Origin of the sequence: Lutibacter citreus, from assembly GCF_003260195.1 — a bacterium.
GTDB lineage: Bacteria > Bacteroidota > Bacteroidia > Flavobacteriales > Flavobacteriaceae > Lutibacter > Lutibacter citreus.
This window is the reverse complement of record NZ_QEIH01000004.1, coordinates 189876-210329: the sequence shown is the minus strand read 5'-3', so window position 1 is coordinate 210329 and position 20454 is coordinate 189876. Positions and strand designations below refer to the sequence as shown.

Here is a 20454-nt window from a genome sequence, read left to right as displayed (position 1 = left end):
GATATGATTTGATTTTATAAATAAATAGGACGAACTGTTATTATTTCCTTCTGAATTGTGATTATTGAATTTTCATTCCATTTTCATCAATTTTAATTTCAGCATTGTTTTCACCATCATTAACTTTAATTTCAACTCCGTTTCTATCAATATTAAGTTTAAAATTATCTTTTTTCTTTTTATACTTATCGCTTATAATAGTTGGATCACAGTCTAAACATTCCAACCCGTCTTCAGTCATTTTAAAATGATTTTTAGGCATATCATTATCATGAACATCTTGTATATTATCAACATCATCTAAAAATGTTCTTGTAGATTTATCTAAATAAATTACTGTATTTATTGGTAAATAAATTGTAATATCAATTTCTTGTTCTTTAACTAAATTTTTAAAATCAGAAAGAAAATATCCATTTAAAAGTAAATCTTTATTTGATAGATTAAATTCATATTCAATAGACTCAGCATCATTGTTTGCTGTTAATCTGGTTTTACCAGAAGATTCTTTTCTAATTTTTACAAACGCATTAGGTTTATCAGTAGATTTTATATCTACATTAATACTTGAGGAGTATAATTTCTTAACATTATTGTCATATACTGTTTCAAAATCATGACGTCTTCTGAGTTCATCATTATTAGATAAGTTTTCATCATCAATCATTTTAACTCTTAGAGTATCGTTAGTAACAAATGGAAGTTCTTCGGTATGTTTAAAAACTCCATTAGAAGAATTTTGAGCTGCAAAATTAATACCAGCAAATCCTAAACCTAAAATTGAAATTATCCAAACACCTAATAAAGAGAGTTTTGTGGTTGAACTTATAGATTTGGTGTTACTAGTTAATATTTTTAACCCTAGTATAAATAATATTACAAAAGGAATTCCTATAGCTATAAAAACAAATATTGCAAGTAACCAATGTGGTAAAACAGAATTTAAAAAGAAGTTTGGATAGTGTACAAATTCTTCACCAAAACCTAGTATTTCAAAACTTCCTAAAGAAAATGCTCCAATAATTAGTCCTATTAGTGTTGCTGCAGCAATAAAAATTAGTAATGCTCCAATTAGTTTTCCAAAAACTTTAAATAGTGTAATTAAAATAGTACCTAAAGTGTCTATAATTTCTTCAAATCCAGATTTTGAATTGCTATTTACTTTTTTTTTAAACTCAGAATTTTTCATTTTTTCTGATACGTCATTTACACCATCTTTTACGCGTGAAGAAACTTCGTTAAATTCCTCTCTAATTTTTTTTTCAATGTTACTAATATTTACTGGCTCACCTTTCATTTGTAGTTTTTCTGCAGTTGAATTGGCTTGAGGAAGTAAAATCCATAGTAATATGTAAATAAGTATTGTTGCTCCACCAGAAGGAAAAGTTAGCACAATCCAAATAATACGCATCCAAATAGAGTCTATTCCAAAATAATGCCCTAAACCTGAACAAACACCTCCAAGAAATTTATCCTCACTATCTCTAAATAGTTTTTTTGTTGGTGTTTTAGAGCGATATTTTGGTTGATCTTCAAAAATTTCTTCATCTACCAAATAATCTTCTGGTTTTCCCATTATTTTGGTTACTTGGTCAATGTCGTTTTCATTAATAACCTGCCGAGTATCTTTAACTCTTTCTGAAAGTAATTCACCAATTCTATGTTCAATATCATTTAAAATTTCATCTCTTCCTTGCGGATCGTCACTTAAAGATCTTCTTATGGCATCTAAATAACGTTTCAGTTTTTGATAAGCGATTTCATCAATATGAAAGAAGATACCTCCTAAATTTATATTTATTGTTTTGTTCATTTTTCAGTTGGTTTTTTTGAAGTTACTAAGTCTACAGCTTCAACAAGTGCACTCCAAGTTGTGTTTAATTCTTTTAAAAATAATTTTCCTGTTTCAGTTAAGGCGTAATATTTTCTTGGTGGTCCAGATGTTGATTCTTCCCATCTGTAACTGAGTAAACCGGCATTTTTTAACCTAGTTAATAAAGGATAAATAGTGCCTTCTACCACCAATAATTTTGCGTCTTTTAGCTGAGAAAGTATTTCAGAAGTATAAGCATCTCCATGCTGTAATATGGATAGAATGCAAAATTCTAAAACTCCTTTTCTCATTTGTGCTTTTGTGTTTTCTATCTTCATTTGTTAAGATTTATTAAATTAAAAGCTAATTGCTATTTTATAAAATCTATGGTGAAAGGGTATTGATATTCTTCTCCATTATTTGCTTTTATACTAGCTGTAATTATTAAAATTACTTTTAAAATTAATGCTGGTATGATTCCTAAAAGAATTGCTATTAAGCCTAGGCCTAAGGTTAAAATAGCAACTGGTACAATTAACAATGCTAATAAAAATCCATAAACAATTAAACTTAATTGAAAGTTTACAGCAGATTTTCCATGAGCATCTATATAAGAGCTTTCATTTTTTTTAGCTGACCATAAAACAAGCGGAGCCAATATATTACCGAATGGAATAAACCAACCAGCAAAACCGCTTAAATGTGTTAATGTACTGTAGTTTTTATCGTTTTGGGTTATCATAATTGGTGTTTTTATTAGTTTCTTATGCAAATATATATATAAAAGATAGTAGTATGCAAGACATAGTACTGTAAATTAACATTTTTTTAACAAAATAGAAGTATGTAAAGATGAGATGATTTTATTCTTTAATTTTTACAAATAGTAGTAATAGTTTGAAATGTTGTATATTTGGCGCCTAAATAGGCTTAAATGGTTAGAGTGGCTAAATAAATGGTTGTTCAGTATTGGTCTTTATTTATTTGGTGATGGGAATTGAAAATAAAATTGAAGAAAGTTTATCTAAAGAAGAATTAATATCTCTTGTTAAAAAACAAGAGAAAATTATTTATTCTTTAAAACATGATGATAGAAAGTATGATAATCTTTTTAATAATTCTTTAGATGGAATTTATAAAAGTACCCCGGAAGGTAAATTTATAGATGTAAATAGAGCTCTGGTAACATTGTTAGGTTATTCATCAAAAGAAGAATTGATGGGGGCAATTGGAATGAAGCAATTGTGTTTGAATACCGCAAAAGAAAATGGTGCTATTGAAAAAATAGAGGGTGATAGCAAAGAGATGCACCAAATTAGTAAAAAGGATGGTTCAAAAATTTGGATTAAAGACTTTGGAGAAAAAATTTATGATGATTTCGGGAACTTTCTTTATTACGAAGGTATTATTAGAAATGTAACGGATTTTAAAAGAGCAATAGATATTCAAAAGGTATTACTTAAAATATCACAACAAGGTTACGAAATTAATAGTTTTGAGGAGTATAATAAGTTTATACTTGAACAATTGTCAGGTTTGTTAGATGTTTCTAACGCCTATATTGCTTTTTATAATGAAGAAAAGGAAACTATTAATATCCCTTTTATAAGAGGGGAAGTATCTGAAAGAGAATTTCCTGTAGGAAAATCAATGACAGGTTATTTAATGAAAGGGAAAGTACCCTTATTAGTTCAATCCGAGAGATACAGAGAACTAATAGATACAGGAAAAATCGAATTACTTGGGGTTTTTCCAAAAGTTTGGATGGGAGCTCCATTAATAATTGACTCTAAAGTAATAGGGGCAATAGTAATTCAAAGCTACACCGATTTAAACGCATATGGACAACAGGATTTAGATTTACTTGAGTTTGTGTCATCTTATATTAGTTCTGCAATATTAAGAAGTAGAAAAAGATTTGAACTTAGAAAATTTTCCTTAGCTGTTGAACAAAGTGCAAATACAATTGTTATTACAAATACAAAAGGCGAAATAGAGTATGTAAACGCAAAATTTACCGAAACCAGTGGCTACACAAAAGAAGAGGCTTTAGGTATTAATCCTCGAATTTTAAATTCTGGAAATCAAGATAAAGCATATTTTTGCAATATGTGGGAGCTAATTTCTTCTGGAAAAGAGTGGTTGGGTGAATTTCAAAATAAATCTAAAAGTGGTAGACTTTATTGGGAGCGAGCCTCTATTACCCCAATTAAAAATGCTGAAGGTGTTATTACAAATTATATGGCGGTTAAAGAGGAAATTACCTTACAAAAGAAAACCGAAGAAAAATTAAAAAAAGTGACTTATGAAGCTACACTTTCTAAAGAAGTGTTGAGAAATGTGCTTGATAATATTCCCGTAAAGGTATTTTGGAAAAATAGAGAATCAAAATTTTTAGGTTGTAATACAGCCTTTTTAAAAGAAAATTCACTTAAAAATGAAGATGAAATAATAGGAAAGTCAGATTTTGATTTTACTAATAGAAAAGATGCTGAAAAATTTAGAGCTGATGATGTAGTTACTATGTTAAGTGGTAAGCCTAATTTAAATTATCAAGAAACTTTTATTATAAATGGAAAAAAAAGATGGGTTACAACAAGTAAATTACCTTTTTTTGATGAAAATAATGAGGTTATTGGGGTTGTTGGTACTTCTGAAGATATAACTGAGCGAATTGAAAATGAAATTAAGTTAAAAAAAGCAACGGAAGAAGCAATTTCAGCTAACCTTTCAAAGTCTACTTTCTTGTCTAATATGAGTCACGAAATTAGAACACCAATGAACGCGATTCTTGGTTATTCTCAGTTACTTCAAGAAGATGATAATTTAACTAAAAATCAACAAAATAATCTAAAAACAATTAATAAAAGTGGAGAACATTTACTAATATTAATTAATGATATTTTAGATATGTCTAAAATAGAAGCTGGTAGGTTAACTTTAACCTTTTTAGATTTTAATTTTATTGAATTATTAAAAGAAGTTGAGCAACTTTTTAAAATTAGTGCACAACAAAAAAATATAGACTTATCATTTGTAATTGGAAAAGAAGTCCCAAAAGCCATTGAAGGTGATGAGGCTAAAATTAAACAAGTTATAATTAATTTAATAGGAAATTCATTAAAATTCACATCAAAAGGTAGCATAAAAGTTTCAATTGAAATTAACAAACAAAATATGCTTGAAGTGAAGGTGAAGGATACTGGTTGTGGTATTCTAAAAGAAGAGCAGAGCAGAATATTTAAACCATTTGAGCAGGCTCAAAAAGGGAATTCTGTTTCAGGAGGAACTGGGTTAGGATTAGCAATTTGTAAAAAAATTGCAAATTTAATGAATGGTGATATTTTAATGAAAAGTGAATTTGGAGTTGGATCTGAATTCATATTTAATTTTAAATTCAAAAAAGGAAAAGAATCTATTATAAAAGAAGATAGAGAGGAATTAAAATTAGTATCATTAAGTCCTGAAATGAAAGGGTTAAAACTTGTAATTGTTGATGATAGGTTTGAAAATAGAGATATTTTATATAAGAAATTTAGTCCATTAGGTTTTGATATAAAAATGGCCGAAAATGGATTGGAAGCTGTTGAAATATATAAGGAATGGAAACCCGATATTATTTTTATGGATGTAGTAATGCCAATTTTAAATGGTGTTGAAGCAACAAGGCAAATTTTAGATGTAAAAGGTAATCATGATGTAATGATATTTGTAATAAGCGCCAGTGCAATGGAGTCTGAACAAATTGAGATAATGGAATTAGGTGCAACTGTCTTTATAAAAAAACCAGTAATTTTTAATTCATTAATTGAAGAATTACAGAATAGAGCAGGTGTTAAATTTATTTTTCAAAAAAAGAATGAAAATTTAGAATTAAAAGTAGCAGCAAAACCATCAGATGTACCGGAAGCTTTTAAATTAGATTTATTAAAGGCAGCGGAACAAGGTGATTTTAAGTTTTTACAAGAGTTGTTGGTTAATCTAGAAAAAGAAACTAATTTATCATTTAAGATTATTGAAGACTCAATAAATGAAATGGAATTTGAAGAAATAATTAATTGGTTTCAGTAATAAAAATTATATTATGATCGTCCCGAAAAAAATAATCTTAATAGTAGATGATAACGCAAATAATTTAAAATTAATTGCAAATGTATTAATGGGTAGTAATTACGATTTTAGAATGGCTAAAAGCGGTAAGTCTGCATTAAGTATTTTGGAAAAAACAAAACCCGATTTAATTCTTTTAGATATTCAAATGCCAGAAATGGATGGTTATGAAACGTGTAAAAAAATTAAAGAAAATACTGAAAACAGTAAAATTCCTGTAATATTTTTAACAGCAAATACAGATTCTAAAAGTGTAACTAAAGCTTTTAAAGTTGGAGGTGTAGATTTTATAACTAAACCATTTAATAGTGAAGAACTTCTAGTTCGTATTTCTACACATATCAAATTAAAAAGCCAATCTGAAGAGTTGGAACGTGAAAACGCAACTAAGGACAAGTTTTTTTCAATAATCTCTCATGATTTAAAAAATCCAATTGCAAATATTATAGGGTTTTCAAATATATTAAAGGATAATTTTGATGATTTTGATAGTGAAAAAGTTAAAGTATTTATTAAGTATATAAATGAATCATCTAAATTTTCATTAGAAATACTTGAGAATTTAATGAGTTGGGCAAGAATTAAAAGTGGACATTTAAAATCGGAAAAGATTAATTTTAATCTAAGTAATTTATTAAATAGAAATATAGAAGGGCATGTACCACAAGCTTTAGCTAAAGAAATTAAATTTAAAGCTGATTTTGAAGAAAATATGCTAATTAGAGCAGATGAAAAAATGATTTCAACAGTTGTAAGAAACCTAATATCAAATGCAGTAAAGTTTACTCCAAATGGTGGTGGGATTTTTATAACTTCAAAAGAAGTTGTTGTAAATAATAAAAAGTTTATTGAAACTGAAATTCAAGATACAGGAATTGGAATGACACTTGAAGAATTAAACAAAATTTTTAAAATTGAAAGTAATTTTATTTCCAAAGGGACTAATAATGAAAGAGGAACTGGACTTGGATTAATACTTTGTAAAGAGTTTATTACTGAAAATGATGGAGATATTAGAGTTGAAAGTAAACCTAATATTGGTAGTAAATTTACTTTTAATCTAGAATGTGTTAATTAAACCGTAAATAAATTACTAAAACAACTTATTAATTACTTCTTTTTTTTAATTTAACCTCAAATTACTTTATATGGAGGTTACAGTTAAAAATATGAATAGGTTTTTGATGTTTAAATTACCTGCTGCATTTATCTGTGGAGTAAGGCTTAAAAAACTTGATGAAAAGAAGGCTATAGCGACAGTTAAGTATAGGTGGATTAATCAAAATCCATTTAATTCAATGTATTTTGCAGTGCAATCAATGGCGGCCGAACTTACTACAGGTGCTATTGTTATTAAGAAAATTAAAGAATCTGGCAAGAAAATTTCAATGTTAGTTACCAATCATAATGGTAACTTTACAAAGAAAGCTATTGGTAAAATTTCCTTTACATGTAATGATGGTGAATTAATAGATGAAGCCTTAAGCAAAACCGTTAAAACTGGAGATGGACAAACAATTATTATGAAATCTATTGGTGTAGATGAACAAGGAGATGTAGTTTCAGAATATGAATTTGAATGGAGTGTAAAATTAAAATCTGATAAATCTTAAAAAAAATATATATGAATGCACATGAAATAGATTATAAAATTTATGGTGAAGAAATGCAATTTGTTGAAATTGAGTTGGATCCTCAAGAGGGTGTTGTAGCTGAGTCTGGGAGTTTTATGATGATGAATGATGGGATTAAAATGGATACAATATTTGGTGATGGGTCAAATCAAGAAGAAGGAATATTGGGAAAGCTTTTTTCGGCAGGAAAGCGATTATTAACAGGAGAGAGTCTATTTATGACGGTTTTTTCAAATATAGCTCAAGATAAAAAGCATGTTTCTTTTGCGGCCCCATATCCAGGTCAAATAATTCCAATTGATTTAAGTGAATTAGGAGGGAAGTTTGTATGCCAAAAAGATGCATTTTTATGTGCAGCTAAAGGAGTTACTGTTGGAATAGAATTTTCAAAAAAATTGGGACGTGGACTTTTTGGTGGAGAAGGCTTTATTATGCAAAAACTTGAGGGAGATGGAATGACTTTTGTACATGCTGGAGGAAATATGTGTAAGAAAGAATTAAAACAAGGAGAAACATTAAAAGTAGATACTGGTTGTGTTGTGGGATTTACCAAAGATGTTAATTATGATATAGAATTTGTTGGAGGTGTAAAAAATACGGTTTTTGGAGGTGAAGGATTGTTTTTTGCTACTTTACAAGGTCCAGGGACTGTTTATATTCAATCTTTACCGTTTAGTAGACTTGCAGGAAGGGTGTTGGCATTAGCGCCAAGAACGGGTGGTAAAACAAGAGGAGAAGGAAGTCTTCTTGGTGGGATTGGAGATATTTTAGATGGAGATAATAGAATTTAAAACTGAAAAATAGCCATAAAAAAAAGGTTCAATTTTTAATTGAACCTTTTTTTTATACTAACACTAAATTTCAAGTGTTTCTAATTCTTTATAATTTTTATTTAGTCGTTTAAGTAAAATTCCATATATAATTTGGTAGTATACCCATAAAAGCCCAATAATAACTACGAATGTAATTATTTGCCCAATAAGCATAATATTTAGGAACTTATCACCTGAAACATCAATTTCATTATTAGGGTTAAGTGTTTCAATCATTGTTTCAGGATTTGAAAACATAATGAAATTAACAATTACAGATAATATAATATATAATGCAATATTATAATACACGTAATAATTAACTGTTTTTCGTGTTTTAATTATTTTATGCATTAAATTATTGGTTGTTTCAGTAACTGAAATTGCTTTATAATTTTTATAAAACAAGTAAATAAAAATTAATACAATTAAATAGTGAACTGTTTGAGTGATGTATAAAAAAGTTCTTAAATTAAACTTTTCATATATTTCTAAATACTTTTCTGGAACTAATAAGTTTAAAGAACTCCAAAATAATAGTTCTGCTATACATATAAATAAAATCCACTTTACTATAGATGAGGATTTTTTATGTATTATTTTATATATCTCATTATAAGATAATTTTGGGAAATTTGCATCCTGCTTTTTCCAGTCTTTTTTTAATAAATCTAATTCATCCATGATTTACGGATTTAATATTGTTTTTAAGCGCTTCTTTATTCTATTCATTTTCACTCGCGCATTTACTTCTGAAATACCTAATGTTTCTGATATTTCTCTATAATTCTTGTCTTCTAAATACAAGAAAATTAAACCTTTATCAATATCTGATAATTGATGTATTGCCTTATACATTAATTTTAATTGTTCCTCTTCAGTATTATCATATTCTGTTGATTTTATTTTGTAAAGAACAGTTTCAAAATCTTGTGTTTTTATAGTTCGCTTCGATTTTCTATATAATGTTATTGCGGTATTTAAACCAATTCTGTACATCCAAGTACTAAGTTTTGAATCTCCCCTAAACTTCGGGTAGGCCTTCCAAAGTTGTATGGTTATCTCCTGAAATAAATCATTATGAGCGTCCTGATTATTAGTGTAAATTCTACACACTTTATGAATTATATTCTGATTTTTTTGAAATTCAGAAATAAATTTATGTTCAAGTTCTTTATTCACAGGTTACTTATTTTCAATTAATAGGTAGCTAATAAGATAAATTTGTTACACAATTATGTGAAAATAAAAAGAGGCTGGTTAAAAAGTAATAAAAACTCATCATTCTAAATTTATTTCAGAATTTCATCATACTACAAATTAATTAGTATGATAACCTGAATTAAGTTCAGGTTGATGAAGATTTCATTTTTTAATCAGCCTTTTTTAAGGTAAAAGAAAAATAAATTATTTTTCTTTGCTTTTTATTTCAGTTACAAATTTATTAAGTTCTTTACCGTATTTTGAAGACTTAATTTTTTTTGTTAACGAATTGTTTACAGTATCTAATAATCTAATATTAGCATAATATAATTCAGTTAAAGCCAAATACGGAGCAACTTCTTTGTTCTTATTTTGAATGGCAAAATTTGTAGTATAGTAGTACTTTCTTTTAATTAGATTTTTCTCTTCTTTTTGAATTTCTAAAAATAGATCTTGGTCATCTTCTTTTTGAGCTTCAAATCGTGCTTTTATTAAATCTAATTCTTTTCCAGTAAATTTTTGCATCATATTTTTATACTCAGTTAAAATATCTTGATTTTTAGATCCCGTTATTTTTGCTGAAGTTGCAAACTTATCTAATTTTGTGTTTAACGTAATTTTACCTTTTTCTCCAAAAAAAGGAATTTTTTCTTCATCTATATTATTTAACATAATATAATAAATTTCAGGACTTTCAACATTGTCATATAAAATGAAATTGCTTATTCCATTTATTTTTACTGAATCAACTGATACTAATGCGGTGTCAGATAGTTTTTGTAGATAAATAGTTCCTTTTTTAAGTCCTTCAATATTGCAATTTACCATCATATTTCCTGTTTTATTTTTTCCACAGGAAGCTAAAAGCGCGACAATAAATAAGCAGCTAATTATTTTTTTCATTTAATTAAATTTATAAAACAAATATCTAATTTTTATTTGAATAATTACAATTATTAAGGAGCAACTATTCGCATTAATTCGGCAGTTAACATAGCGCCATAAGTACCAACAACATAGCCAAAAACAGCTAATAAAACACCTACAGAAGCTAGAGATGGATGAAATGCAGCAGCAACAACGGGTGCAGAGGCAGCTCCGCCAACATTTGCTTGACTACCAACAGCAAGGAAAAAATAAGGGGCTTTAATAAGTTTAGCAACAATTATTAATAAAACAGCGTGAATTGTCATCCAAACAAGTCCTATAACAATAAGCCCAGGATTTTCCAGTATTTTGCTTAAATCCATTTTCATACCAATGGTTGCAACTAAAATATAAATAAAGACACTTCCAATTTTACTTGCTCCAGCACCTTCATAGTTTTTTAGTTTTGTAAAAGAAGCTAAAATTCCTAAAATTGTTGCAATACTTATCATCCAGAAAAACTGAGAACCAAATGAAGAAAGCGCAGAACTTTTATCACTTACAGCTTCAAAATTTTCTTTTAAAAATGAAGAAATCGTATCTGCTCCAAAATGAGAAAAACTAACAATGGTAAAAGCAATAGATAGTATAATAATTAAATCAGAAAGAGATGGGTTTCTTGATATTTTTGAAGAATATGTTGAAACTTTTTCTTTTAATTTTTCAATAGCAGAAGTGTCTGATTTTAACCATTTGTCAATTTTTTCAGATTTTCCAATTCCAATTAAAACAATTGCCATCCATAAATTAGCAACAACTATATCTACCAAAACCATCCCTCCATATTTTCTAGGGTTATATTCGTAAATTTCTAGCATTGCAGCTTGGTTAGCTCCACCTCCAATCCAACTTCCAGCTAAAGTTGCAAGTCCTCTCCAAACGGCATCTGTACCTGCTCCACCAACAGTTTCGGGTGAAATAGCAGAAATTAACATAACAGCAATTGGACCGCCAATAATAATACCAATTGTTCCTGTTATAAACATTATTAAGGCTTTTGGACCCAAGTTAAATACAGCTTTTAAATCAATACTTAAAGTCATTAAAACCAACGCTGCGGGTAGTAAAAACCTACTAGCAACATAATATAATTGAGAGCTATGAGCCGTTTTTTCTCCAACTTCATTTACAGTTTCCCATTCTGGAGCTATTAATCCGGCTGAAGTAAAAATGGCTGGTAATAAATAAGCCATTAAAAGTGCAGGAACATATTTATAAAATTTTACCCAACCTTTGTTTTTACTTGATGAGGTGTAAAAAACAAATCCTAAGGTTAACATTAAAATCCCAAAGGCAATTGTATCTTGTGTAAAAAAAGGTGTAGTATCCATATTAAAATTTTGAATTTTGACAAACTTAATATATTTTATTTTGTTATTCATAAAATATGAGTTTTCGGTTTATTATCTTTGGCAGAATAAATAAATTAAAAATGAGATATATATTACGTTATTTTTTAGTTGCATTTTTAGTGGTTTCTTGTAATACTATTAAACAAACAACTAAGGTTCAGGAAAGTATAACTTCCAAAGCTTTTGATACTCGAGAAATTCAAGGAGGAATGTGGGTTCCTTCATTATTGAAAGGAATGAACGAGGAAGAAATGAAATTATTAGGTAGTAAAATGACTGCCGAAGATATTTATTCAGTAAATAATTCAAGTTTAAAAGATGCAATTGTACATTTTAATGGCGGTTGTACTTCTGAAGTAATTTCACCAAATGGGTTATTACTTACAAATCATCACTGTGGTTATGGTGTAATTCAATCACATTCTAGTGTGGATCACGATTACTTAAAAGATGGTTTTTGGGCAAAAAGTTATGCTGAAGAATTACCAAATAAAAACTTTTCAGTAACCTTTATTAAAAGAATAGATGATGTAACGGATGCCGTTTTTGTTGGTGTTACTGAAGGAATGGATGAAACAGCTAAACAAAAAATAATTAGCCAAAACATAAATAAAGTAACTAAATCGGCTAAAAAAGAAGCTTGGCAAGATGCAAATGTAAAAGAGTTTTATAAAGGAAATCAATATTTGTTATTTGTTACTGAAGAGTTTACTGATGTTCGTTTAGTAGGAGCTCCACCAACAGCTATTGGTAAATTTGGTTCAGATACAGATAACTGGATGTGGCCTCGCCATACTGGAGATTTTTCTATGTTTAGAATTTATGCAAATAAAGATAACAAACCAGCTGAATACTCTAAAGATAATGTGCCTTATAAACCAGCACATCATTTACCAATTTCATTAGATGGTGTTGAAGAAAATGATTTTACGTTAGTATTTGGGTTTCCAGGTAGTACAGATGAGTATTTACCTGCTGTAGCAGTTGATCAAATTGTAAATACATTAAACCCAGCAAAAATTGAAGTACGTGAAAATGCTTTAAAAATTGTTGATGGTTTTATGAGAGCAGATCAAGAAATTAAAATTAAATATGCTTCAAAATATGCCTCAATTGCTAATTATTGGAAAAAATGGATTGGTGAAAATCAAGGAATAGAGAAATCAAATGCAATTCAGAAGAAAAGAGATTTAGAAGCTAAGTTTTCTAAAATTGTAAATGAAAAAGAATTAGTTGGTTACAAAACATTATTATCTGATTTTGAAACGCTTTATAAAGAATTTGAAGACGTTTCTTTGGCTAGAGATTATTGGATTGAAGTGGCTTATAGAAATACAGAATTGTTGAACGCTTCCTTCAGAGCATTTCAACTAGAACAGGCTTTTTTACGTGGTGGAGAGCAAGCTTTTGAAAGTTCTAGGACATCATTGTTAAATAGATATAAAGGATACTATAAAAATTATAGTGCTAAAGTAGATAAACCTGTTTTTGAAAAATTAGTAAGTTTATATGCTGAAAAAGCACCAAAAGAATATGTGCCTGCTGCAATGCAAAATGTTGATTACTCTACATTGACTAAAAATATTTTTAATAATTCTAAATTAACTAGTTTGGCTGGAGCTGAAGAATTATTAAACGGTTCAGCCAAAGAAGTAATTGAAAAATTAAATGCAGATCCGGGGTATAGGTTTGGAAAAGATTTACACAGTACTTTTTATTTTAAAATTGAACCAAAATTTCAGGAGTTAAATTTAAAAATTGGAGCGGTTCAAAAAAAGTATATGAAAGCTTTAATGGAAGTTTTTCCATCTAAAAGATTTTTTCCAGATGCAAACAGTACTCTTCGTGTAACTTACGGTCAAGTTAAAGGTTATGCACCAAAAGATGGTATGCGTTATGGAAACACAACATATTTAAAAGGTGTTATAGAAAAGTATGTTCCTGGTGATTATGAGTTTGATGTACCTAAAAAACTTTTAGAGTTGTATAACACTAAAGATTACGGACAATATGCAGACAATGGTAAAATGCCAGTTTGTTTTATTGGTACAAATCATACAACTGGAGGAAACTCAGGAAGCCCAGCAATTGATGCTAATGGAAATTTAATTGGTTTGAATTTTGATAGAGTTTGGGAAGGAACAATGAGTGACTATAATTATGATGCCGATATTTGCAGAAATATTATGGTAGATGTGCGTTATGTTTTATTTATTGTAGATAAATATGCAGGTGCAACAAACTTAATTAAAGAGATGACTTTAGTACATCCAAAAAAATAGAATTTAAACAATTAATTATATACAAATGAGAAATTTTAAGTCGTATTTGTTACTAGCAATTGCATTTATTTCAATTAATACTTTTGCACAAGTAGATACAAAAAAAATCCAGGGAGGAATGTGGGTTCCTTCACTGTTGGAGGGAATGAATGAAAATGAGATGCAGTTGTTAGGTAGTAAAATGACTGCAGAAGATATTTATTCTGTAAACAAATCAAGTTTAAAAGATGCTATTGGGCATTTTGGAAATGGTTGTACCTCAGAATTAATTTCATCTAAAGGGTTATTACTAACAAATCACCATTGTGGGTTTAGTAGAATTCAATCTCATTCTAGTGTTGAACATGACTATTTAGAAGATGGTTTTTGGGCAATGTCTATGGAAGAAGAATTACCAAATGAAGGTTTAACAGTAACTTTTATTAAGAGAATAGATGATGTTACTAGCCAAGTAATGGCTGGTGTTACAGATTCTATGGATGAGACAGAGAAAGCAAGGTTAGTTAATAGTAATATTCAAAAAGTTACTAAAAATGTTGAAAAAGAAGCATGGCAAAGTGCTTATACAAAAGAATTTTTTAAAGGAAATCAATACATGTTATTTGTTGTTGAAACTTTTAAAGATGTTCGTTTAGTTGGCGCTCCACCTTCTTCAATAGGTAAATATGGTAGAGATACAGATAACTGGATGTGGCCACGTCATACTGGTGATTTTTCAATGTTTAGAGTTTATGCTGATGCGAATAACAGACCAGCAGAATATTCAAAAGACAATGTGCCTTATAAGCCTGCTCATCATTTACCAATTTCTTTAGATGGTGTTGAAAAGTATGATTTTTCTATGGTGTTTGGGTTTCCAGGAAGAACAAATGAATACTTACCAGCCATTGGGGTTGATCAAATTGTAAATAAAATAAATCCAGCTAAAATTGAGATTAGAGATAAGGCTTTGAAAATTGTTGGAGCTTATATGAAACAAGACCCTGAAATAAATATTCAATATGCATCTAAATTTGCTTCAATTGCAAATTATTGGAAAAAATGGATAGGAGAAAGTCAAGGTATTCATAAAACAAATGCTATTGAAATAAAAAGAGAATTAGAAGACGATTTCACTAACATTGTTGAACAAAAAGAGTTGACAGATTATAAAACTATATTGTCTGATTTTGAATCTTTATATAAAGAAATTGAAGATGTTTCTTTAGCGAGAGATTATTGGATTGAGGTTGCCTACAGAAACGTAGAATTATTAGCAGCTTCATTTAAAGCATTTCAACTGGAGCAAGCATTTAAAAGAGGAGGAGAAGAAGCTTTTGAAAAAACTAGAACTTCAATATTGGAAAGTTATAAAGGAATCTATAAAGATTATAACGCTAAAGTTGATGAATCTGTTTTTGAAAGTTTAGTTGAATTGTATGCGGAGAAAGCCCCTAAAGAGTTTGTCCCAGAAAATATGATAAACGTAGATTTTTCTGCGTTAACAAAAGATATTTTTGCTACTACTAAATTTACTAGCTTAAGTGGAGTTGAAGGATTATTAAGAGGTACTGGAAAAGAAGTTATAGAGAAGCTTAATGCGGATAAAGGATATGCTTTTGGTAAGGAATTACATACCGTTTTTTATACTAAGATTGAACCAACATACCAAGCTATAAATTTAAAAATTGCAGCAGTTCAGAAAAAATATATGAAAGCCTTAATGGAGGTGTTTCCTAATAAAAGATTCTTTCCAGATGCAAATAGTACTTTGCGTGTAAATTATGGTAGAGTAGAAGGATATGAGCCAAAAGATGGTGTTTTTTATACAACTTCAACTACTTTAAAAGGAGTTTTGGAAAAATACAAGCCTGGAGATTATGAATTTGATACACCTAAAAAATTACGTGATTTATACGAAACTAAAGATTATGGGCAGTATGGTGAAGATGGTAAAATGCCAGTAAATTATTTATCAACTAATCATATGACAGGAGGTAACTCAGGAAGTCCTATTGTTGATGCAGAAGGAAATATGACTGGTTTAGCGTTTGACACAACTTGGGAAGGTACAATGAGTGATTTATATTTTGATGCTGATATTGTACGTAGTATTGCAGTAGATATTCGTTATGTATTATTTATTATTGATAAATATGCAGGAGCAACAAATCTTATTGATGAATTGGATTTAGTACATCCAAAAAAATAGAGAAAAGTTTAAAGCAATAAAAAGGGCTGACTAAAATTAATTTTTTAGTCAGCCTTTTTTTTATATTCAAAATTGAAAATAATTTAGAATTTTAAATTTACTTTCCAATTGTAAGTTTTGTTAGGTGCTAAAGTTAATAAACCATCTTTATTATTAACGCTATTTGGCGCGCAAGTCATTGGTTCAATAGCAATACAATCTCTAGTGTCTGGAGTATAGCTTTGTAAAAAACTATTTGGTGTTTCAGAAGAGAAATCCATATCAATAGCATACTCATCAGTTTTAAAAGAAACTTGAGATTTATTTGTAATAAAGCAATCATCTAAAAAAGCATCTCCCATAACTAATGGAGTTTTAAATTTTAGTGCAACTTGTTCTTTTGGTATCATTTGATCATCAACCAAATATTGTTTGTCAGCTTTAAAATTTATAATACTTTTATTTAAATTTTTAGCGTTAAAATAAGGATGCCATCCAAGACCAAAAGGAAAAGAAGATTCTCCAGAATTTAAAACATTAAAATCTATTGACATAGATGATTTAGAAAAAGAATAAATAATTTCTATTTCATAAGGAAATGGAAACCCCTTTGCGATTCCACTATCTGAATAACTAAATGTTACAGTAGCATTATCTTTAGTTGCATTTTGTGATTTTAAAGCAAAACTTTTATTAAAAATATGACCATGAAGTCTGTTATTTAAATTAGTTTCATTTATCTCTAATTCATAATTAGAATTCTCGAAAGAATATTTCCCATCTTTTACTCTGTTAGGAAACGGAAATAAAAAGGCAGAATTAAATTTTGTTTTGTAAAGATCTAATCCCGTTTGATCTCCTGTAATACCATCAATTATTGAAACATTATTTACTGAAAGTTCTTGAAGTGCTGCGCCTAAATTAGGGAAAATTACACTTTTAAAGTTTAGTGTTTCATTAATAATTGTTACTTGGTTTAATAGTGAATTCTCGTTTTTTGTAGTTTTAATACTATACATTATCTTTTGAATTTGTTTTTTTCGGTAAACGTTTTGCGTCTTTTAAGCATTTATTAAGCATCCATTCTAATTGCCCGTTAGTTGAGCGAAATTCATCTGTAGCCCATTTTTCAATAGCTTTTAGCATATCTTCATTTATCCTTAATGCAAATGCTTTTTTCTTTGACATAATTATTTTAGATCGTTTACAAATGTCGTAATTATATTTGAAAAATCCTTCATAATTGGTAAATCAGGATTGTTGTAAAATCTCATATTTTAATTTAACTTTTATTACTTAAAAAAATATGATTCATTTTGATTATAAGTTTCAAATTAGAAAATTAATCATTTTAATGATTTAAAGTGCCAGTATTTACAATTGGTGTAGTGTCTTTATCTGAACAAAGAACTACCATTAAGTTACTAACCATTGCCGCTTTTCGTTCTTCATCTAACTCAATAACATTATTCTTGCTAAGTTTATCTAAAGCCATTTCAACCATACTTACAGCACCTTCAACAATTTTATGTCTTGCAGCAATAATTGCTGTTGCTTGTTGACGTTTTAACATTGCATTTGCTATTTCTTGTGCATAAGCTAAATAACCAATTCTCGCTTCTAAAACTTCAATTCCAGCCATATCTAACCTTTCTGAAAGTTCTTTTTCAAGTGCTTCACTTACTTCATTTACGCTTGCACGAAGTGTTATTTCTTCATCTTCTCCATCATCTTCAAAATTGTCGTAAGGATATAAACTAGCCAATTTTCTAACAGCAGCGTCTGATTGCACTCTAACAAAATTCTCATAATTATCTACATCAAATGCAGCCTTAAAGGTATCTTTTACTTTCCAAACTAAAATTGTACTAATCATAATTGGGTTTCCAAGTTTGTCATTAACCTTAACTCTTTCGCTATCAAAATTACTTGCTCTTAATGAAATATCTCTTTTTTTATAAAGTGGGTTTGCCCAGTAAAATCCATTTTCTTTCACCGTTCCAATATATTTTCCAAAAAGTAACAGAACTTTTGATGTATTTGGATTTACTAAAAAGAAGCCTGGCACGGTTATTATAATAAGTAATATACTCATAAAAATAAGCCATACTATTTTGTTGAAAATCCCAGTAAACATTCCAGCTAAAAATATAATTATTAGGAATGCCATAATGTATCCATTTGAAACTTTTATTATTTTTTCTTGCGTCATAATATATTTATTAATGTGATATTAATATGATATCATAAAGATATATTTTTTTATTTTAATATTCTAAATATTACACAGATTAATTTTTATAACTTTGCTTAAAATTTTTGAGAATGAACTATTTTAAGAAATTAGCAATATTTGGAACATTATTATTTACTGTTTCAATAATATATAGCGGTAATCCAGAATGGGGACCAACAGGGCATCGCACAGTAGGAAAAATAGCAGAGGATTATTTAAGTAGCAAAACGAAAAGAAAAATTAATGATTTATTAAATGGTCATAGTTTGGCATTTGTATCAACATTTGGAGATGATATAAAATCAGATAAACGATATAATGAGTTCTATACTTGGCATTATGTGAATATGCCTTTTGGAGTTAAATATGAAGATTCTAAAAAAAATCCTAAAGGAGATTTAGTTACAGGTATTAAAAAATGTAAAGAAATACTTTTAAGTAAAACAGCGAGTGAAGAAGATAAAAATTTTTATTTAAAAATGCTGGTTCATTTAATAGGTGATTTACACCAACCAATGCATGTTGGAAGAACTGAAGATAAGGGAGGAAATGATATTCAGGTAAGGTGGTTTAATAATGGGACTAATTTGCATAGAGTATGGGATTCAGATATGATAAATCACTATAATATGACTTATACGGAATTGGCAAATAACACAAATAGCATCACAAAAGATCAGGTTAAATATTTGCAAAAAGGAAGTATTGAAGACTGGGCAAATGAAACTCAGAAATTAGCAATTAAGGTTTATGGTACTGCTAAAATTGGCGAAAAATTAGGATATAGTTATATGTATGAAAACTTTGAATTGGTGCGTTCTCAATTGCAAAAGGGAGGAATTCGTTTAGCGAAGGTTTTAAATGACTTATTTTCTTAATAAAGTTAGATAATTTGAGAGCTTCAAAGTTGTTAGTTTAGATCTATATATTTGTCTTTGATTCTCAATTTTCTATACCCTAGCTAAACATTATAAGTATTCCAACGTCTTTTTTCTCTTGCTAATAACGATGTAAATTTATTTGGAATTTGAATTTTTAGAACAAGAGGTTTAAATGTTTTTGGATGTAGTAGTTTAATTTCAGAAGCACATAAAAATAAACCTTTGCCTTGATGAATAGTTTCTTTATTTCCATATAATTTATCACCCAATATAGGATGCCCAATAGAAGCCATATGAATTCTTATTTGGTGTGTTCTTCCCGTTTTTGGGGAGACTTGTAAATAAGATAATTCTCTGTAAGTTAATGATTTAATAACTTGCGCTATTTCAAAACTTGTTTCAGAAGGTTTGTTTTCAATGGGTGAATTTATAATGCTATTATTAAGAACCTCTCCAATTACAATTGTTGAATATTTTTTTTGAATAGATTGGTTATTAAACTGTTTTCCAAGTTCAATTTGGGCGGTTTTTGTTTTAGCAATTAATAAAATTCCTGATGTTTGGTTGTCCAAACGATGTACAGGTGTTGGTTTTAGAAGCGCATCAAGTTCGTTGCTTTCCTTTAAGTTATAGGCCAGTGCATTAGCAATAGTTTTAAATGAATTTCCGCTAACCGTAATTCCTGCAGGTTTATTAATTGCGGCAATATGTTCATCTTCAAAAATAACCTCTAAATTAAATTCAAAGACTTTTGGTTTGTTGGTTGGGTCAACTACTAATTCTAATATTTGACCCGGAGTAATCCAAGTAGCTGTGGTAGTTTTTTCTCCATTTACTATTAATCTTCCAGCTTTTATTGCTTTTTTTATTCCACTTTTAGATGGGATGTAAATTTCAAAAACTTTTGGAGCATATTCTTGAATTCTTATTTTTCCTATATTATTAGGGACGGTATGTGAGTGAATTGTTTTAATTATATAATTTGTTGGTTGGTAGTATTTAGTTAAAGACTTTTTAAAAAAGTAGCATTAACA

At 28.7% G+C, this 20454-nt stretch carries 18 protein-coding genes; 7 read left to right on the top strand and 11 right to left on the bottom strand.

The annotated features are described in order from the left end of the window. Positions 1-61 precede the first annotated feature (61 nt). The 3 genes from DAD81_RS09950 to DAD81_RS09940 are packed head-to-tail and all read right to left on the bottom strand — an operon-like array spanning position 62 to position 2555. Positions 62-1813: a PspC domain-containing protein gene (locus tag DAD81_RS09950; protein ID WP_111708115.1), complete on the bottom strand. Its 1752-nt coding sequence runs from the start codon at positions 1811-1813 to the stop codon at positions 62-64. Further along, on the bottom strand, positions 1810-2151 hold the full coding sequence (locus tag DAD81_RS09945; RefSeq protein ID WP_111708114.1) for a PadR family transcriptional regulator: 342 nt from the start codon (positions 2149-2151) through the stop codon (positions 1810-1812). Before DAD81_RS09945 ends, DAD81_RS09950 begins: the two co-directional genes overlap by 4 nt. 32 nt (positions 2152-2183) lie before the next feature. Continuing rightward, entirely contained in the window at positions 2184-2555 is a 372-nt protein-coding gene (locus tag DAD81_RS09940) for a DUF4870 domain-containing protein (protein WP_111708113.1), read from the bottom strand. Positions 2556-2803: 248 nt separating this feature from the next. Here DAD81_RS09940 and DAD81_RS09935 point away from each other — a divergent pair, with 248 nt between their 5' ends. From DAD81_RS09935 to DAD81_RS09920, 4 genes are all read left to right on the top strand, one after another. Then, positions 2804-5884 carry a PAS domain S-box protein gene (locus DAD81_RS09935; RefSeq protein ID WP_111708112.1) on the top strand — a complete coding sequence of 1027 codons (3081 nt, stop codon included), beginning with the start codon at positions 2804-2806 and terminating at the stop codon, positions 5882-5884. Positions 5885-5897: 13 nt separating this feature from the next. After that, positions 5898-7001 (top strand): hybrid sensor histidine kinase/response regulator, encoded by a 1104-nt coding sequence (locus DAD81_RS09930; RefSeq protein WP_111708111.1) that lies wholly within the window; start codon positions 5898-5900, stop codon positions 6999-7001. A 70-nt stretch (positions 7002-7071) separates the two neighbouring features. Further along, positions 7072-7536 carry a DUF4442 domain-containing protein gene (locus DAD81_RS09925; RefSeq protein ID WP_111708110.1) on the top strand — a complete coding sequence of 155 codons (465 nt, stop codon included), beginning with the start codon at positions 7072-7074 and terminating at the stop codon, positions 7534-7536. 11 nt (positions 7537-7547) lie between these two features. Then, complete coding sequence (locus DAD81_RS09920) at positions 7548-8348, top strand: TIGR00266 family protein (protein ID WP_111708109.1); 801 nt, start codon at positions 7548-7550, stop codon at positions 8346-8348. A 63-nt stretch (positions 8349-8411) separates the two neighbouring features. Here the strand turns inward: DAD81_RS09920 and DAD81_RS09915 are convergent, their stop codons facing one another. From DAD81_RS09915 to DAD81_RS09900, 4 genes are all read right to left on the bottom strand, one after another. Continuing rightward, entirely contained in the window at positions 8412-9053 is a 642-nt protein-coding gene (locus tag DAD81_RS09915) for a hypothetical protein (protein WP_111708108.1), read from the bottom strand. A gap of 3 nt (positions 9054-9056) precedes the next feature. Further along, the gene (locus DAD81_RS09910) at positions 9057-9551 is read right to left on the bottom strand and encodes an RNA polymerase sigma factor (RefSeq protein WP_111708107.1); all 495 of its coding nucleotides are present in this window, start codon (positions 9549-9551) and stop codon (positions 9057-9059) included. A gap of 225 nt (positions 9552-9776) precedes the next feature. Further along, positions 9777-10475, bottom strand: coding sequence for a DUF4369 domain-containing protein (locus DAD81_RS09905; protein WP_111708106.1), 699 nt, complete (start codon positions 10473-10475; stop codon positions 9777-9779). A 53-nt stretch (positions 10476-10528) separates the two neighbouring features. Continuing rightward, positions 10529-11830 (bottom strand): DUF819 family protein, encoded by a 1302-nt coding sequence (locus DAD81_RS09900; RefSeq protein WP_111708105.1) that lies wholly within the window; start codon positions 11828-11830, stop codon positions 10529-10531. Between the two features lie 101 nt (positions 11831-11931). Here DAD81_RS09900 and DAD81_RS09895 point away from each other — a divergent pair, with 101 nt between their 5' ends. Continuing rightward, the gene (locus tag DAD81_RS09895; protein ID WP_111708104.1) at positions 11932-14133 is read left to right on the top strand and encodes a S46 family peptidase; all 2202 of its coding nucleotides are present in this window, start codon (positions 11932-11934) and stop codon (positions 14131-14133) included. Positions 14134-14158: 25 nt separating this feature from the next. Next, positions 14159-16324 (top strand): S46 family peptidase, encoded by a 2166-nt coding sequence (locus DAD81_RS09890; protein ID WP_111708103.1) that lies wholly within the window; start codon positions 14159-14161, stop codon positions 16322-16324. A gap of 83 nt (positions 16325-16407) precedes the next feature. On the opposite strand, the gene DAD81_RS09885 is transcribed toward DAD81_RS09890, so the two are convergent. The 3 genes from DAD81_RS09885 to DAD81_RS09875 all read right to left on the bottom strand — a co-directional run bounded on the left by DAD81_RS09885 (position 16408) and on the right by DAD81_RS09875 (position 18473). Then, positions 16408-17322 carry an aldose 1-epimerase gene (locus DAD81_RS09885; protein ID WP_111708102.1) on the bottom strand — a complete coding sequence of 305 codons (915 nt, stop codon included), beginning with the start codon at positions 17320-17322 and terminating at the stop codon, positions 16408-16410. Beyond that, on the bottom strand, positions 17315-17491 hold the full coding sequence (locus DAD81_RS09880; RefSeq protein ID WP_111708101.1) for an Arc family DNA binding domain-containing protein: 177 nt from the start codon (positions 17489-17491) through the stop codon (positions 17315-17317). Before DAD81_RS09880 ends, DAD81_RS09885 begins: the two co-directional genes overlap by 8 nt. A 163-nt stretch (positions 17492-17654) precedes the next feature. After that, a complete protein-coding gene (locus DAD81_RS09875) occupies positions 17655-18473 on the bottom strand; it encodes an SPFH domain-containing protein (protein ID WP_394340162.1) in 819 nt (272 codons plus the stop codon). A gap of 155 nt (positions 18474-18628) precedes the next feature. Between DAD81_RS09875 and DAD81_RS09870 the strand changes: the two genes are divergently transcribed. Next, positions 18629-19417, top strand: coding sequence for a S1/P1 nuclease (locus tag DAD81_RS09870; protein ID WP_111708099.1), 789 nt, complete (start codon positions 18629-18631; stop codon positions 19415-19417). Positions 19418-19500: 83 nt separating this feature from the next. Here the strand turns inward: DAD81_RS09870 and DAD81_RS09865 are convergent, their stop codons facing one another. Further along, positions 19501-20289 carry an RluA family pseudouridine synthase gene (locus tag DAD81_RS09865; protein WP_262511273.1) on the bottom strand — a complete coding sequence of 263 codons (789 nt, stop codon included), beginning with the start codon at positions 20287-20289 and terminating at the stop codon, positions 19501-19503. Positions 20290-20454 lie beyond the last annotated feature (165 nt).